Origin of the sequence: Blastococcus atacamensis, from assembly GCF_002938425.1 — a bacterium.
In the GTDB taxonomy this organism is placed as follows: domain Bacteria; phylum Actinomycetota; class Actinomycetes; order Mycobacteriales; family Geodermatophilaceae; genus Blastococcus; species Blastococcus atacamensis.
The window spans coordinates 39,104-54,634 of record NZ_POQU01000016.1 but is presented as its reverse complement, the minus strand read 5'-3'; the positions used below and the strand labels follow the sequence as shown (position 1 = coordinate 54,634).

Here is a 15,531-nt window from a genome sequence, read left to right as displayed (position 1 = left end):
CTGGCGGTGCGCGCCCTGCCCTGGCCGGTGGCGGCCGGGCTCGTCGTCGGCAGCGTGCTGCTGGCCATCGGGATGCTGCGGGAGCGCCGGCCCGTCGACGGGTTCGGCACGCGGCTGGCCGACCTGCGCTGAGCGGTCAGGGGCCGAGAAGGACCTCGGCGCCCACCGGCCGGTAGCCCGCGGCGAGGAAGGAGCGCAGCGACGCGGTGTTCGCCGGGGCGACCTGCGCCCACAGCGGCTCGACCGTCAGGGCACGGGCGGCCAGCGCCAGCGCGGCCCCGAGGCCGCGGCCGCGCTCGGCGGCCTCGACCTCCAGGCTCACCTCCAGCCGGCCGGCGATGCCACGACCGACGGTCAGCAGACCGGCGGCGTCGGCGGCAGTCCACATGCGGACGTTCCGTCGGTGCGCCCGGGCCCGGCGGACCCGGGGTGCGATGTCCCCGAGGCGGACATCTCGGTGAGCGACATGTCCCGCGCAGGGACATCGCTGCGGGGCGACGCGACGAGGACGACGTCCAGCGACCCGGGCTCGGCGCCGACTTCATCGGCCAGCGCGGCGAGGAAACGCGCCCCGAGCGGTGCGCCGATCGGATCGGGGGCGACCTGATGCGCCACCCACTCCGGGTCCACGTCGGCCGCGACGACGTGCCAGGCGGTGCCACCGACGACGACTGCCCGCGCCCCGAGGGGCGCGGGCAGCACGGTCACGCTCGCGTCGGCCTCCGGGGCGTACCCGGCGGCCAGTCGGTCGAAGAGCTCGTTCAGACGCGGAAGCCCAGGGCGCGGAGCTGCTCCCGGCCGTCGTCGGTGATCTTGTCCGGGCCCCACGGCGGCATCCAGACCCAGTTGATCCGGATGTCGTCGACCAGGCCGGGGCCGGGGCCGCCGGTCAGGGCCTGACGGGCCTGGTCCTCGATGACGTCGGTCAGCGGGCAGGCCGCCGAGGTCAGGGTCATGTCGATGATGGCGACGTTGGACTCGTCGACGTCCAGGCCGTAGACGAGGCCCAGGTCCACGACGTTGACGCCGAGCTCGGGGTCGACGACGTCGCGCATGGCCTCCTCGAGGTCCTCGAGGAGCGCCGACTTGTAGGCCGGCGGCCCGCCCGGGGTCCCGGTGGCCGCGACGTTCTCTGTGGTCTCGCTCATGACTGGCCTCCAGCCGTCGACACTGCGCGGGCGGACGCGTCCTTCAACGCCATCCAGCTGAGCAGCGCGCACTTGATGCGCGCGGGGTACTTGGACACACCGGCGAACGCGACGGCGTCCTCCAGCTCGTCCTCGAGCTTCTCGGCGACCGCGGGGTCGCCCTTGGCCTGCATCAGGGTCATGAAGTGCTCGCCGGTCCCCAGCGCCTCGGACACCGGCTTGCCGACCACCAGGTCGTACATGGCCGAGATCGAGGCCTGGCTGATCGAGCAGCCCATGCCCTCGTAGGAGACGTCGGCGATCGTGTCGCCGTCGATCTTCACCCGCAGCGTCACCTCGTCCCCGCACGTCGGGTTGACGTGGTGGACCTCGGCGTCGAACGGGTCGCGCAGGCCGCGCCCGTGCGGGTTCTTGTAGTGGTCCAGGATGATCTCCTGGTACATCGACTCGAGCTGCATCAGACGCGCCTCACACCGTTCCGAAGAACTTCTGGGCCGCGCGAATTCCGTCCGCCAGCGCGTCGATGTCGTCGTAGCCGGTGTGCACGTAGAACGTGGCCCGGGTGGTGGCGGGGACGCCGTAGCGCCGCACGACCGGCCAGGCGCAGTGGTGCCCGACGCGCACGGCGATGCCGAGGTCGTCGAGGACCTGGCCGACGTCGTGCGGGTGGATGTCCTCGACGGTGAAGGAGATCGCTCCCCCGCGGGCCACCGTGTCGGGCGGGCCGATGACGGTGACGCCCGGGATCTCGGCGAGCTTCTCCAGCGCGTACGCGGTGAGCGCCTTCTCGTGCTCCTCGACCTTGTCCATGCCGAGCGCCTGCAGGTAGTCGACGGCCGCGCCGAGCCCGATCACCTGCGCGGTCATCGGGACGCCGGCCTCGAAGCGCTGCGGCGGCGGCATGAAGGTGGAGCCCTCCATGCGCACGACCTCGATCATCGAGCCGCCGGTCAGGAACGGCGGCAGCTTGTCGAGCACCTCGTAGCGGCCCCAGAGCACGCCGACGCCGGTGGGCCCGAGCATCTTGTGCCCGGAGAACACCAGGAAGTCAGCACCCAGGGACTGCACGTCGACCGGCTGGTGCGGCACCGACTGGGCGCCGTCGACCAGCACCAGGGCGCCGACCTCGTGCGCGCGGGCCACGATGTCGCCGAGCGGGTTGATCGTGCCGAGGATGTTCGACTGCTGGGTGACCGCGACGAGCTTGGTGCGCTCGTTGACCACGGTGGACAGGTCCGAGAGGTCCAGCCGGCCCTCGTCGGTCAGCCCGAGCCAGCGCAGGGTCGCCCCCGTGCGCTCGCACAGCTGCTGCCACGGGATCAGGTCGGCGTGGTGCTCCATCTCGGTGACCACGATCTCGTCGCCCTGGCCGACCGCGTAGGTGCGGAACTCGGGCTCCTTGGCCGTCCGCGCGTTGGACAGCGCGTAGGCCACCAGGTTGATCGCCTCGGTGGTGTTCCGGGTGAAGACGATCTCGCTCTCCGGAGCCCCGATGAAGGCGCCGATCTTTGCCCGGGCCTCCTCGTAGGCACCGGTCGCCTCCTCGGCGAGCTGGTGGGCTCCCCGGTGCGGCGCGGCGTTGACGTTCTCGTAGAACCAGCGTTCGGCGTCGAGCACCTGGCGCGGCTTCTGCGAGGTGGCGCCGGAGTCGAGGTAGACCAGCCGCTTCCCGTCGCGCACGGTGCGCGTCAGGATCGGGAAGTCCGCCCGGATCGCCTCGATGTCCAGGGGCAGGGGCGCTCGCTGTGCCCCGGCACCGGGACGCGAGACGGTCTGGGTCATGCGGATGCGACCTCCGAGGCCTTGACGTAGGACGCGTAGCCCTCGTTCTCCAGCTTCTCCGCCAGCTCCGGGCCACCTTCCTCGACGACCTTGCCGTTGACGAAGACGTGCACGAAGTCGGGCTTGATGTAGCGCAGGATCCGCGTGTAGTGCGTGATCAGCAGGACGCCGATCTCGCCCTCGGCGCGGGAGCGGTTCACGCCCTCGGAGACGATCCGCAGCGCGTCGACGTCGAGGCCGGAGTCGGTCTCGTCGAGGATCGCGATGCCCGGCTTGAGCAGGCGCATCTGCAGGATCTCGTGGCGCTTCTTCTCACCACCGGAGAAGCCCTCGTTGACGTTGCGCTCGGCGAACACCGGGTCCATCTCCAGGCCGGCCATCTCGGTCTTGACGTCCTTGACCCAGGTGCGCAGCTTGGGGGCCTCGCCCTTGATCGCGGTGGCGGCGGTGCGCAAGAAGTTCGACACCGAGACGCCGGGGACCTCGACCGGGTACTGCATGGCCAGGAACAGGCCGGCGCGGGCCCGCTCGTCGACGCTCATCGCGAGGACGTCCTCGCCGTCGAGCGTGACGGTGCCGCCGGTGATCGTGTACTTGGGGTGGCCGGCGATCGAGTAGGCCAGGGTCGACTTGCCCGACCCGTTGGGGCCCATGATCGCGTGCGTCTCGCCGGAGCGGACGGTCAGGTCCACGCCGCGGAGGATCTCCTTGGCGTCATCACCCTCGCCCACGCTGACGTGCAGGTCGCGGATCTCCAGAACGGACACTTCTTCTCCTTCAGCTGCCCGACGCGAGCGGGAGGCGGCCGTCGGACTCGGTGTCGACGAGCACGTCCTCCCCTTCCACGCGCACGGGGTAGACGTCGACCGGCTCGGTGGCCGGCAGGTTGGTGGGCTCGCCGGTGCGCAGGTCGAAGCACGACCCGTGCAGCCAGCACTCGATGGTGGGAGCGCCGTCGAACGTCTCGACGTCGCCCTCGGACAGCGGGACCTCGGCGTGCGAGCACAGGTCCTGGATCGCGTAGACCTCGCCCTCGAAGCGGACGACGGCGACGTCGACGTCCGCGAGCTCCACCCGCAGGGCCCCGTTCTCGGGGACCTGGGAGAGCGCGCAGACCCGTTCGAACGCCATCTCAGGCGACCTCGACCGGCTGCTCGTCCAGTGCCGGCAGCGCGCCGAGGCGGGCGTCGATGCTGGCCATCAGGCGGTCCTGCAGCTCGTTCAGGCCGATCCGCTGGACGACGTCGGCGAAGAAGCCGCGCACGACCAGACGGCGGGCGGTCTCGGCGTCGATGCCGCGCGAGCAGAGGTAGAACAGCTGCTCGTCGTCGAACCGGCCGGTGGCACTGGCGTGCCCGGCGCCGACGATCTCGCCGGTCTCGATCTCGAGGTTCGGCACCGAGTCGGCGCGGGCGCCGTCGGTGAGCACCAGGTTCCGGTTGAGCTCGTAGGTCTCGGTGCCGGTGGCCGCCGGGCGGATGCGGACGTCGCCGATCCAGACCGTGCGCGCGCCCTCGCCCTGCAGCGCGCCCTTGTAGAGCACGTTGCTGGTGCAGTTGGGCACCGCGTGGTCGACCCAGAGGCGGTGCTCCTGGTGCTGGGTCTCGTCGGAGAAGTAGACGCCGAAGAGCTCCGCGCTGGCGCCGGGGCCGGCGTACTGCACGTTGCTGACCAGGCGGACCAGGTCGCCGCCGAGGGTGACCACGACCTGGGTGAAGGTCGCGTCGCGGCCGACGACGGCGTCGTACTGGCCGCCGTGCACGGCGCCGGGCGCCCAGTCCTGCACCGACACGAGGCTGACCTGCGCGCTGTCGCCGACGAGCACCGTCACGCCGCCGGCGTAGCGGGCCAGCCCGGTGTGGTCCAGGACGACGGTCGCCTTCGCGAAGGCCCCCACCTCGACGACGAGCTGACCCCAGACGACGTCGGCGGAGCCCGACCCGGCGAGGCCCAGGGTGACCGGGCGGTCCAGCTGCGCCTCGGTGGCGATCCGGACGACGTCGGCGCCGGCGCTGTTCTGCCGCGTGAGCGCGGCGAGCCGGTCGACCGGCTCGGGCAGTCCCTTGAGCAGCGGGTCGCCGGCGTCGACGCGGAGCAGCTCCACGCCCTCGGGCAGGTCGGTCGACCAGTCGAGCTTCGCGTCCGAGGCCGCACCGTCGAGCAGCGGCTTGATCCGCTTCATGGGGGTGAAGCGCCAGGCCTCCTCGCGACCGGTGGGCACGCCGAAGGCATCCGGGTCGGTCGAGGTGAACCGCTCCGCCGGCGAACCGGTCGGTGCGGGACCGCCGTGGCTGTGCGCACCGGGTGCCGCCTCACCGGCGGTGCCGGTGCCCGACGCCGGTGTGGTCGGCGGGCCGGCCTGCGCGCCGACGCCCGGGGCGAACAGCTCCGAGGCCAGCTGCGCCGTCTCGGCCGCGGCCAGCTCCTCGGAGCCGAGCTCCTCGGCGGGGGTGTCCAGGTTGTTGTCGGTCGACATCAGCCGACGGCACCTTCCATCTGCAGCTCGATGAGCCGGTTGAGCTCGAGGGCGTACTCCATGGGCAGCTCACGGGCGATGGGCTCGACGAAGCCACGCACCACCATCGCCATGGCCTCGTCCTCGGTCAGACCGCGGCTCATCAGGTAGAAGAGCTGGTCGTCGCTGACGCGGGAGACGGTGGCCTCGTGACCCATGGCGACGTCGTCCTCGCGGACGTCGACGTAGGGGTAGGTGTCCGAGCGGCTGATCGTGTCGACCAGGAGCGCGTCGCACTTCACGGTCGACTTGGAGCCGTAGGCACCCTCGTCGACCTGGACCAGACCGCGGTAGGAGGTGCGGCCACCGCCACGGGCCACCGACTTCGACACGATGGTCGAGGAGGTGTGCGGGGCGGCGTGCACCATCTTGGCGCCGGCGTCCTGGTGCTGCCCCTCGCCCGCGAAGGCGATGGAGAGGACCTCACCCTTGGCGTGCTCGCCGGTCATCCAGACCGCCGGGTACTTCATCGTCACCTTCGAGCCGAGGTTGCCGTCGACCCACTCCATGGTCGCGCCCTCGTGGGCCACGGCCCGCTTGGTGACCAGGTTGTAGACGTTGTTCGACCAGTTCTGGATGGTCGTGTACCGGCAGCGCGCGTTCTTCTTGACGATGATCTCGACGACCGCGGAGTGCAGCGAGTCCGACTTGTAGATCGGCGCGGTGCAGCCCTCGACGTAGTGCACGTAGGCGCCCTCGTCGACGATGATCAGCGTCCGCTCGAACTGGCCCATGTTCTCGGTGTTGATCCGGAAGTAGGCCTGCAGCGGGATGTCGACGTGCACGCCCGGCGGCACGTAGATGAACGAGCCACCCGACCAGGTCGCGGTGTTCAGCGCGGCGAACTTGTTGTCGCCGGAGGGGATGACCGAGCCGAAGTACTCCCGGAAGATCTCCGGGTGCTCCTTCAGGGCGGAGTCGGTGTCCAGGAAGAGAACGCCCTGGTCCTCGAGCTCCTTCTGGATCTGGTGGTAGACGACCTCGGACTCGTACTGGGCCGCGACACCCGAGACGAGGCGCTGCTTCTCCGCCTCCGGGATGCCGAGCTTGTCGTAGGTGTTCTTGATGTCGTCGGGCAGGTCCTCCCACGAGGCCGCCTGGGCCTCGGTGGAGCGCACGAAGTACTTGATGTTCTGGAAGTCGATCCCCGAGAGGTCCGAGCCCCAGTCCGGCATCGGCTTGCGCTCGAAGAGCTTCAGGGCCTTGAGACGGCGCTCGAGCATCCACTCGGGCTCGTTCTTGCGGCGCGAGATGTCGCGCACGACGTCCTCGTCGATGCCGCGGCGCGCCGACGCTCCGGCGACGTCGGCGTCCGCCCAGCCGTACTCGTAGCGGCCGAGCTGCTCGATCTGCTGGTCCTGCGTCAGCTGCGTGGCCATCGCCGGCTGCTGGGTGCTGGTCATGCGGGCGTCCTCTCCCGGTCGTTCGTGGGGGTGCTGCTTGTGGGCGCGCTCGCGGGCGCTGCTCGCTCACCTCGTACAGGGCGTGCGAGGGCCGATCTGTTCCCCGTCCGCAGGGGGCCGGGGATGTGTGTGGTGCAGATCCCGTCGCCGTGGGAGATCGTGGCCAGCCGCTGCACATGGGTGCCCACGAGCCGGCCGATCACCGCCGTCTCGGCCTCGCACAGCTGCGGGAACTCCGCGGCCACGTGCGCCACCGGGCAGTGGTGCTGGCAGAGCTGCCCTCCGCCGGACAGCGCCGAAGCGGTGGCAGCGTAGCCCTCCGCGGTAAGCGCGGCGGCGAGTGCCTGAGCCCGGTCGACCGAGGCGCCGGCGCTGCCGCTGGTCGCCGCCTCCACCGCGCTGGACGCACGCGCCTCCAGCCCGGCGAGCTGCTGCTCGGCCACGGCGCGAACGGCATCAGGGCCGCCGACGCTGGCCACGTAGCGCAGTGCGGTCAGCGCCAGGTCGTCGTAGGCGTGCGGGAAGGCGGAGCGACCGGAGTCGGTGAGGTGGAACCGCCGGGCCGGGCGGCCGCGACCGCGCTGGGCGTCGCGCACCTGCCGCTCCTCCACCCGGCCGGTGGCGACCAGGGCGTCGAGGTGCCGGCGGACGGCGGCCGGGGAGATGCCGAGCCGGGCCGCCAGCTCGGTCGCGGTCTGCGGGCCGTGCTCGAGCAGGAGGCTGCTCACGCGGTCGCGGGTGCGCCCGTCGTCGACTGTCGCCGACGGCCGGTGCTGCGCCACGAGGGATTCCACAACACGAGTGTGTCCTAAATGGAACTCGGCGCAAGCAAGGTCCACCTAAGAAGGACCCGTCCGCTGACCGTTCGTGATCAGGCTCACCGCGGGCCCGTCCCGGCGCACGACGACCCGGGACCGGAGCGCAGAGCGAATACGATCGGGGACGTGCCGCTGCTGCCCGCCTCGTTCTCCGCGACGACCATCTCGCGCCTGGCCCTCGCCAACGCCGTCGCCAACGGGCTGATCGTCGTGACGGGCGGCGCCGTGCGGCTGACCGGCTCCGGGCTGGGCTGCCCCACCTGGCCGCGGTGCACGTCGGCGAGCTTCGTGGCGACGCCGGAGCTCGCCGGTCACGGCGCCATCGAGTTCGGCAACCGGCTGCTCACCTTCGTGCTCGCCGCGGTCGCGATCGCCACGGTCGTCGCCGTCTGGCGCTCGACGCGTCGGGACCTCCGACCGCTCGCCGTCCTCACCTTCCTCGGCATCCCGGCCCAGGCGCTGCTCGGCGGGGTCACCGTGCTCACGGGCCTGAACCCCTGGACCGTGGCGGCCCACTTCCTCGTCTCCGCGGTGCTCGTCGCGCTGGCGACGACGCTGTGGCTGCGCTCGCGGGAGCCCGGCGTCGGGCAGCCGCTGGTGCGCCGCCCGTTCGTCCTGCTCACCCGGGGCATCGCCGCCGCGACCGCCGCCGTCCTGGCCTTGGGCACCGTGGTCACCGGCAGCGGCCCGCACAGCGGCGACGTCGACGACGACGACGTCCCGACCGGCGACCGCATGGGCTTCGACCCCGAGCTCATCAGCCAGCTGCACGCCGACGTCGTGTTCCTCCTGATCGGCCTGACCGTCGCGATGCTGGTCGCGCTCTACGCGACCGACTCCCCCGACCGCGTCCGCCGGGCCGCGCGGGACCTGCTGATCGTGGAGCTGGCCCAGGGCGTCGTCGGCTACGTGCAGTACTTCACCGACCTGCCGATCGCCCTGGTGCTGCTGCACATGGCCGGCGCGGTGCTCACCACCGCCTTCGCCGCGCGGCTGGTGTGGTCGGTCCGCGGTCCGGCGTCGGAAGTCATGACATCGCCCTCCTCCGGAGGACACCGCCACCAGGTGCCGTCCCCCATCTGAGCTGAGCCGCTACGTCACACCTGTGCGGACCCCTCCGGGCCCACTCGGTGCGGCAGGGCAGCAGCTCCCTCGGGCGCTGATGGCGTCAGTCGTGCAGGACGAGGACGACGAGCGGCGACCCGTCGGCCGACTCCCAGCGGCCGGCCGACACCCGCTCCGGGCCGCTGCGCACGTCGGCCCAGGCCGGCCAGGCGTCGTTCTCGTCGTGCCAGAGCAGCCGGCCGCCGGGCAGGTAGGTGACCACCGGCCACCCCGACTCGATGAGCGCCTCGACCCCGGCCCGGTCCAGCGTTCCACCGGTCATGGAATAGGTGCGCCGGTCGGCGCCGACCAGTTGCCCCATCCGGGCGTTCGCGAGGTCCGTGCGCACCCCCCCGACGGTAGCGACCGGCTGGGCTGACGTACGGGAACGGCCGCCCTTCAGGGGCCCGCGCCGAGCGTGGTGACGTGCTGAACGGCCGCCCTTCAGGGGCCCGCGCCGAGCGTGGTGACGTGCTGGAACGGCCGCCCTTCAGGGGCCCGCGCCGAGCGTGGTGACGTGCTGGAACGGCCGCCCTTCAGGGGCCCGCGCCGAGCGTGCGAGGCGTGGGGGGAAGGGCGGTCCTTACACGATGGCGTCGACGATGATCGCGACCGAGAGCAGCGACAGGTACGAGATCGAGACGTGGAAGAGCTGCATCGGCTTGAAGTCGCCACCGCGCTTGATGCGCGACAGCAGCCGGTGCGTCTCCACGACGAACCAGGCACCGAGCAGCGCCGCGGGGATCGCGTAGCCCAGCCCGATGCCGTACTCCGCCCCGACGGGCCACAGCAGCAGGGAGACGGCGACCGTCGCCCACGCCCAGGCCACCGACTGCCGGCCGACCGACCGCGCCGTGGTCACCACGGGCAGCATCGGGACGTCGGCCCGCGCGTAATCGTCCTTGAACCGCAGGGCGAGGGCCCAGAAGTGCGGCATCTGCCAGCAGAAGACGACACCGAAGACGACGACGGCCGGCCAGTCCAGCGACCCGGTCACCGCGGCCCAGCCGATGAGCACCGGTGCCGCGCCGGGCACCCCGCCCCACTCGGTGCTGCGGCGGGTGTGCCGCTTGAACACCATCGTGTAGAGGACGGCGTAGTAGAAGATCGCCGCCGCCGAGAGCGCCGCGGCCAGCGGGGTCGTCGTCACCAGCAGCAGGACGATCGAGCTGACCGTGAGGACGAAGCCGAAGATCAGCGCCGCTCGCGGCGAGACCTCGCCGGTGACCAGCGGGCGCTTCTGGGTGCGCTGCATCAACCGGTCGATGTCGCGGTCGAAGTAGCAGTTGAAGACGTTGGCCGCGCCGGCCGCGAACGTGCCGCCGAGCAGCGTCCAGAACAGCAGTGACAGCGACGGCCAGCCCCGGTCGGCCAGCATCATCGCCGGCACCGTCGTGACGAGCAGCAGCTCGATGATGCGCGGCTTGGTGAGGCCGACGTAGGCGCCGACCCGCGCGCGGAGGCGGGTGGCGAGACGGGGAGCGGGATCGGCGCTGCGCTCGGACAGCGCCGTCACCGGGTGCCCTCGTGCGCGGTCGCGCGCGGGCAGCAGGGCACCACGGGATCCCTTCGAACCGGGGGGAGGAACGCCGCCCATGGTAGCCCCGGGCCCTTCCGAGCCAGGCGCGCGCCATGACCCCGGATGACTAGGCTTGATCACGTTGATGCCGCGGGCGCAGCGGGTAGGGGCCACGCCGACGAAACCGGTCGCGTCCCCCGCCTGCTCACGGCTCGGGGCGACGCCGGACGGCGGGCTACGTCCGCCGGCGGCCGACCGCCCGTCCCGGGCGCATCGCCAGGCCTACCTCGAGGGAGACAGCGACCAGATGGACACGCGCAGCACGGAGGCGGAAGCCCCGGCCGAGGCCGCGACCGACACGCCCACCGGCAACCCGTCGCAGCCGCGGCCCACCCTGCCCGAGGGCTTCGGCGATCTCGACCGCCGCGCGATCGACACCGCCCGCATCCTGGCGATGGACGCCGTCCAGAAGGTGGGCAACGGCCACCCCGGCACCGCGATGAGCATGGCGCCGACGGCCTACCTGCTCTTCCACAAGTGGTTGAAGCACGACCCGACCGACCCGCAGTGGACAGCGCGCGACCGCTTCATCCTGTCGATGGGCCACTCCAGCCTGACCCTCTACGTGCAGCTCTTCCTGGCCGGCTACGGCCTGGAGCTGGAGGACCTGCAGGCCCTGCGGACCTGGGGCTCGAAGACCCCCGGGCACCCCGAGGTCAACCACACCCCCGGTGTGGAGACGACGACCGGCCCGCTCGGGCAGGGCGTCGGCAACGCGGTCGGCATGGCCATGGCGGCCCGCCGTGAGCGCGGCATGCTCGACCCCGACGCCCCTGAGGGCGAGAGCCTCTTCGACCACACCATCTGGTGCTTCGCCTCCGACGGCGACCTGGAGGAGGGCATCAGCGGCGAGGCGTCGTCACTGGCCGGCACGCAGAAGCTCGGCAACCTCGTCCTCGTCTACGACGACAACCGCATCTCGATCGAGGACGACACGACCGTCGCCTTCACCGAGGACGTCGGCAAGCGCTACGAGGCCTACGGCTGGCACGTGCAGCACGTCGCCGACGGCGAGGACCTGGCCTCCGTCGACGCCGCCTTCGCCGCCGCCAAGGCCGAGACCGGGCGCCCCTCGATCATCGTGCTGCGGACGATCATCGCCTGGCCCGCACCGAACAAGCAGAACACCGGCGCCTCCCACGGCTCGGCCCTCGGCGACGACGAGGTCCGCGCCACCAAGGAGATCCTGGGCTTCGACCCGGAGCGCACCTTCCAGGTCGACGACGACGTCCTGGCCCACGCCCGCTCGGTGGTCGACCGCGGCCGCGAGCTGCGCGCGCAATGGGACGAGCAGTTCGCCGCCTGGCAGCAGGGCAACCCTGACGGCGCCGCGCTGCTGCAGCGCATGAGCACCCGCACGCTCCCCGAGGGCTGGCAGGAGTCGCTGCCCAGCTGGGACGCCGACCCCAAGGGCGTCGCGACCCGCAAGGCCTCCGGCCAGGTGCTGGCCGCCGTCTACCCGGCGCTCCCCGAGCTGTGGGGCGGCTCGGCCGACCTCGCGGAGAGCAACAACACCGCGGTCAAGGGTGAACCGTCGTTCCTGCCGGCCGACCGCCAGACCAAGATGTGGTCCGGTGGCCCCTACGGCCGCACCCTGCACTTCGGCGTCCGCGAGCACGCCATGGGCGCGATCATGAACGGCATCGCCCTGCACGGCGGCACCCGCGTCTACGGCGGCACGTTCCTCACCTTCTCCGACTACATGCGCGGAGCGGTGCGCCTGGCCGCGCTCATGCAGCTGCCGGTCATCTACGTGTGGACGCACGACTCGATCGGCCTCGGCGAGGACGGCCCGACCCACCAGCCCATCGAGCACTTCGCCGCGCTGCGCGCGATCCCCGGTCTGGACGTCGTCCGCCCCGCGGACGCCAACGAGGTCGCCGTGGCCTGGCGGACCATCCTGGAGAACAACGACCGCCCGGCCGGCCTGCTGCTCTCGCGGCAGAACCTGCCGGTGTTCGACCGCTCCTCGACCGGCTCGGCGGAGGGCACCGCCCGTGGCGCCTACGTGCTGGCCGAGGCCTCGAACGGCACCCCCGAGGTGATCCTGCTGGGCACCGGATCCGAGGTGCAGATCGCCGTCGCCGCCCGCGAGCGGCTGGAGGCCGACGGCGTCCCGACCCGGGTCGTGTCGGTCCCCTGCGTCGAGTGGTTCGCCGACCAGGACCAGGGCTACAAGGACGAGGTGCTCCCCCCGACCGTGCGGGCCCGCGTCAGCGTCGAGGCCGGCATCCCCATGGGCTGGCGGGAGTTCGTCGGCGACGCCGGGCGCATCGTCGGCCTCACCCACTACGGGGCCAGCGCCGCCTACGGCGTCCTCTACGAGGAGTTCGGCCTCACCGACGAGGCGGTCGTCACCGCTGCCCGCGAGAGCATCGAGGCCGCTCGCTCCGGTGCCGCCGTCCCCGCCGGCCCGGTCGCCGCCACCGGCGGCCTTCCCCATCCCACCGGCGACCGCTGAGAAAGGCACCTGCCATGGCACAGAACGAGAACCTCGCCGAACTGTCGAAGGCCGGCGTCGCCGTGTGGCTCGACGACCTGTCCCGCGACCGCATCCGCAGCGGCAACCTCCAGCAGATGGTCGACGAGTACAGCGTCGTCGGGGTCACCACCAACCCGACCATCTTCGCCGCGGCGATCAGCGGCTCGGACGCCTACGACGACCAGGTGCACGCCCTGGCCGTCCGGAAGGTGAGCGTCGAGGAGTCGCTGCGCACCATCACCGCCGCCGACGTGCGCGACGCGTGCGACCTGCTCGCCCCGGTCGCCCAGCGGCAGCCCGGCGACGGGCGGGTCTCCCTGGAGGTCCAGCCCGGCATCGCCCACGACACCGACGCCACGGCGGCGGAGGCGGCGCACCTGTGGTGGCTGGTGGACCGGCCCAACCTCTACATCAAGATCCCCGCCACCGAGGCCAGCCTGCCGGCGATCACGACGTCGATCGCCCGCGGGATCAGCGTCAACGTCACCCTGATCTTCAGCCTGGAGCGGTACCGCGCCGTCATGGACGCCTACCTCTCCGGCCTGGAGCAGCGGGTCGCCGAGGACCCCGACGCCGACCTCTCCCAGCTGGAGTCGGTCGCCTCCTTCTTCGTCTCCCGGGTGGACTCCGAGATCGACAAGCGCCTGGACGCGGCGGGCGCCGACGCCTCGCTCAAGGGCAAGGCCGGGGTCGCCAACGCGCAGCTGGCCTACCAGGCCTATGAGGAGGTGTTCTCCTCCGAGCGCTGGCAGGCGCTGGAGGCCAAGGGCGCCCGGCGCCAGCGCCCGCTCTGGGCATCGACCGGGGTCAAGAACCCCGACTACTCCGACACCCTCTACCTCAGCGAGCTGATCGCTCCGGGCACCGTGAACACGATGCCCGAGAAGACGCTGATGGCCTACGCCGACCACGGCGCGCCCGGCACGCCGGTGCAGAAGTCCTACGACGACGCCGCGGCGGTCATGCAGGCGGTCAGCGACGCCGGCATCGACCTGGACGACGTGTTCCGCCAGCTCGAGGAAGAGGCGGTGCAGAAGTTCGTCGACTCCTGGGACGAGCTCACCGAGTCGGTCCGCACGGAGCTGGAGGCCAAGGCGTGACCCTGGAGTTCACCTCGACCGGCTTGGAGGTCCCCGAGCCGGTCCGGTCCCAGCTCCTTGAGGACGACGTCGCCGCGCGCCTCGTCCGCAAGGACGCCACGCTGTGGGGCCCGGACGCGGAGAGCGAGGCGGCGGTCCGGCTGGGCTGGCTCGACCTGCCCGCCACGTCGCACGGTCTGGTCGCCCAGCTGACCCAGCTGCGGGCGGAGCTCGCCGCCGAGGGCATCGACCGCGTGGTGCTGTGCGGCATGGGCGGATCCTCGCTGGCGCCGGAGGTGATCTGCCGTACGGCGGGGGTGCCGCTGGTCGTGCTGGACACCACCGACCCCGGTCAGGTCGCCGCCGCCATGACCGACCTGGAGCGCACCGTCGTCGTGGTGAGCTCCAAGTCCGGGGGCACCGTGGAGACCGAGAGCCAGCGCCGGGCCTTCATCGCCGCCTTCGCCGCCGCAGGGCTGGACGAGGGTCAGATCGGCGCCCGCTTCGTCGTCGTGACCGACCCCGGGTCGCCGCTGTCGGAGACGGCCGCGGCCATGGGCGCCCGCGCCGTGTTCCTCGCCGACCCCACCGTGGGCGGCCGCTACAGCGCGCTGTCGGCCTTCGGCCTGGTGCCCTCGGCGCTGGCCGGCGCCGACGTCGGCGCGCTGGTCGACGACGCCGAGCAGCTCGCCGAGGGCCTGGCCCGGCCGGACAACGCCGCTCTCGAGCTCGGCCTCGCCCTCGGCGGGGCCTTCCGCGCCGGCCGCGACAAGCTCGCGCTGGCCGACGCCGACGGCACGCCGATCCAGGGTTTCGGCGACTGGGCCGAGCAGCTGATCGCCGAGTCCACCGGCAAGCTGGGCCGCGGCATCCTCCCCGTCGTCCTGGAGTCGACCGTGGCCCCGGGCGCGGGCGCCCCCGACGTCCTGCTCGGCCTCGTCGGCGACACGGCGCCCGAGCCCGGCCCCTCGGTGGGCGTCACCGGACCGCTCGGCGCGCAGTTCCTCGCCTGGGAGTACGCCACGGCGGTCGCGGGGCGGGTGCTCGGGATCAACCCGTTCGACCAGCCGAACGTCACCGAGAGCAAGGAGAACACCCAGGCGATCCTCGCCGGCGGCCTCCCCGACGAGCAGCCCGCGGCGACGATCGGCGCGGTGCGCATCCACGGCAGCGCCGCCCTGCTCGACGGCGTGGACCTCACGTCCAACGATGGCCTGCGGCTGGCGCTGGACGCACTGCTGGGCGCCGTCCCGCCGCGCGGGTACCTCGCCGTCATGGCCTACCTGGACCGGCTCGCGGACGCCTCGGCCGCGGACGTGCGGGCGGCCCTCGCCCGGCGCACCGAGCACGCGGTGACCTTCGGCTGGGGACCGCGGTTCCTGCACTCCACCGGGCAGTACCACAAGGGCGGCCCCCAGGTCGGGGCCTTCCTGCAGATCACCGGCGAGGTGGCCGAGGACCTCCCGGTCCCCGACCAGCCCTACACCTTCGGGACGCTCCAGGCGGCCCAGGCCGCCGGCGACCGCAAGGCCCTGGCCGACCGGGACCGCCCGCTGCTGCACCTGCACCTCACCGACCGGGCGGCGGGAATCGGCCAGCTGCTCGCCGCGCTGGGCTGATC

General features: G+C 72.3%; 16 protein-coding genes. 4 read left to right on the top strand and 12 right to left on the bottom strand.

The window, feature by feature from the left end; genetic code table 11:
• Positions 1–136: 136 nt before the first annotated feature.
• The 10 genes from C5508_RS19855 to C5508_RS06475 are packed head-to-tail and all read right to left on the bottom strand — an operon-like array spanning position 137 to position 7,642.
• Positions 137–388: a hypothetical protein gene (locus tag C5508_RS19855; protein WP_104524139.1), complete on the bottom strand. Its 252-nt coding sequence runs from the start codon at positions 386–388 to the stop codon at positions 137–139.
• A complete protein-coding gene (locus tag C5508_RS19850) occupies positions 355–708 on the bottom strand; it encodes a hypothetical protein (RefSeq protein ID WP_104524138.1) in 354 nt (117 codons plus the stop codon). Before C5508_RS19850 ends, C5508_RS19855 begins: the two co-directional genes overlap by 34 nt.
• A gap of 53 nt (positions 709–761) precedes the next feature.
• Entirely contained in the window at positions 762–1,148 is a 387-nt protein-coding gene (locus C5508_RS06510; RefSeq protein ID WP_104524137.1) for a metal-sulfur cluster assembly factor, read from the bottom strand.
• Positions 1,145–1,606, bottom strand: a complete 462-nt coding sequence (gene sufU / locus C5508_RS06505; protein WP_104524136.1) for a Fe-S cluster assembly sulfur transfer protein SufU — start codon at positions 1,604–1,606, stop codon at positions 1,145–1,147. Before sufU ends, C5508_RS06510 begins: the two co-directional genes overlap by 4 nt.
• A gap of 10 nt (positions 1,607–1,616) precedes the next feature.
• On the bottom strand, positions 1,617–2,930 hold the full coding sequence (locus C5508_RS06500; RefSeq protein ID WP_104524135.1) for a cysteine desulfurase: 1,314 nt from the start codon (positions 2,928–2,930) through the stop codon (positions 1,617–1,619).
• The gene (gene sufC, locus C5508_RS06495) at positions 2,927–3,697 is read right to left on the bottom strand and encodes a Fe-S cluster assembly ATPase SufC (protein WP_104524134.1); all 771 of its coding nucleotides are present in this window, start codon (positions 3,695–3,697) and stop codon (positions 2,927–2,929) included. Before sufC ends, C5508_RS06500 begins: the two co-directional genes overlap by 4 nt.
• Before the next feature lie 10 nt (positions 3,698–3,707).
• Positions 3,708–4,061, bottom strand: a complete 354-nt coding sequence (locus C5508_RS06490; protein WP_104524133.1) for a non-heme iron oxygenase ferredoxin subunit — start codon at positions 4,059–4,061, stop codon at positions 3,708–3,710.
• 1 nt (position 4,062) lies between these two features.
• On the bottom strand, positions 4,063–5,406 hold the full coding sequence (gene sufD / locus C5508_RS06485) for a Fe-S cluster assembly protein SufD (protein WP_104524132.1): 1,344 nt from the start codon (positions 5,404–5,406) through the stop codon (positions 4,063–4,065).
• Positions 5,406–6,824 (bottom strand): Fe-S cluster assembly protein SufB, encoded by a 1,419-nt coding sequence (sufB, locus tag C5508_RS06480; protein WP_232796960.1) that lies wholly within the window; start codon positions 6,822–6,824, stop codon positions 5,406–5,408. Before sufB ends, sufD begins: the two co-directional genes overlap by 1 nt.
• A gap of 20 nt (positions 6,825–6,844) precedes the next feature.
• Positions 6,845–7,642 carry a helix-turn-helix transcriptional regulator gene (locus tag C5508_RS06475; RefSeq protein WP_104524130.1) on the bottom strand — a complete coding sequence of 266 codons (798 nt, stop codon included), beginning with the start codon at positions 7,640–7,642 and terminating at the stop codon, positions 6,845–6,847.
• A 150-nt stretch (positions 7,643–7,792) separates the two neighbouring features.
• On the opposite strand from C5508_RS06475, the gene C5508_RS06470 reads away from it, so the two are divergent.
• Positions 7,793–8,749 carry a COX15/CtaA family protein gene (locus C5508_RS06470; RefSeq protein WP_198597925.1) on the top strand — a complete coding sequence of 319 codons (957 nt, stop codon included), beginning with the start codon at positions 7,793–7,795 and terminating at the stop codon, positions 8,747–8,749.
• 85 nt (positions 8,750–8,834) lie between these two features.
• Here C5508_RS06470 and C5508_RS06465 read toward each other — a convergent pair whose 3' ends face one another.
• Both C5508_RS06465 and C5508_RS06460 read right to left on the bottom strand, forming a co-directional pair.
• A complete protein-coding gene (locus C5508_RS06465; protein WP_104524128.1) occupies positions 8,835–9,119 on the bottom strand; it encodes a hypothetical protein in 285 nt (94 codons plus the stop codon).
• Positions 9,120–9,353: 234 nt separating this feature from the next.
• Positions 9,354–10,286: a heme o synthase gene (locus tag C5508_RS06460; protein WP_104524127.1), complete on the bottom strand. Its 933-nt coding sequence runs from the start codon at positions 10,284–10,286 to the stop codon at positions 9,354–9,356.
• 310 nt (positions 10,287–10,596) lie between these two features.
• Here C5508_RS06460 and tkt point away from each other — a divergent pair, with 310 nt between their 5' ends.
• From tkt to C5508_RS06445, 3 genes are read left to right on the top strand one after another with little or no spacing between them, the layout of a single operon-like run.
• Positions 10,597–12,810: a transketolase gene (gene tkt / locus C5508_RS06455; RefSeq protein WP_104524126.1), complete on the top strand. Its 2,214-nt coding sequence runs from the start codon at positions 10,597–10,599 to the stop codon at positions 12,808–12,810.
• 14 nt (positions 12,811–12,824) lie between these two features.
• Positions 12,825–13,931 (top strand): transaldolase, encoded by a 1,107-nt coding sequence (gene tal / locus C5508_RS06450; RefSeq protein WP_104524125.1) that lies wholly within the window; start codon positions 12,825–12,827, stop codon positions 13,929–13,931.
• Positions 13,928–15,529, top strand: coding sequence for a glucose-6-phosphate isomerase (locus tag C5508_RS06445; RefSeq protein WP_104524124.1), 1,602 nt, complete (start codon positions 13,928–13,930; stop codon positions 15,527–15,529). The genes tal and C5508_RS06445 overlap by 4 nt, the downstream gene beginning before the upstream one ends.
• Positions 15,530–15,531 lie beyond the last annotated feature (2 nt).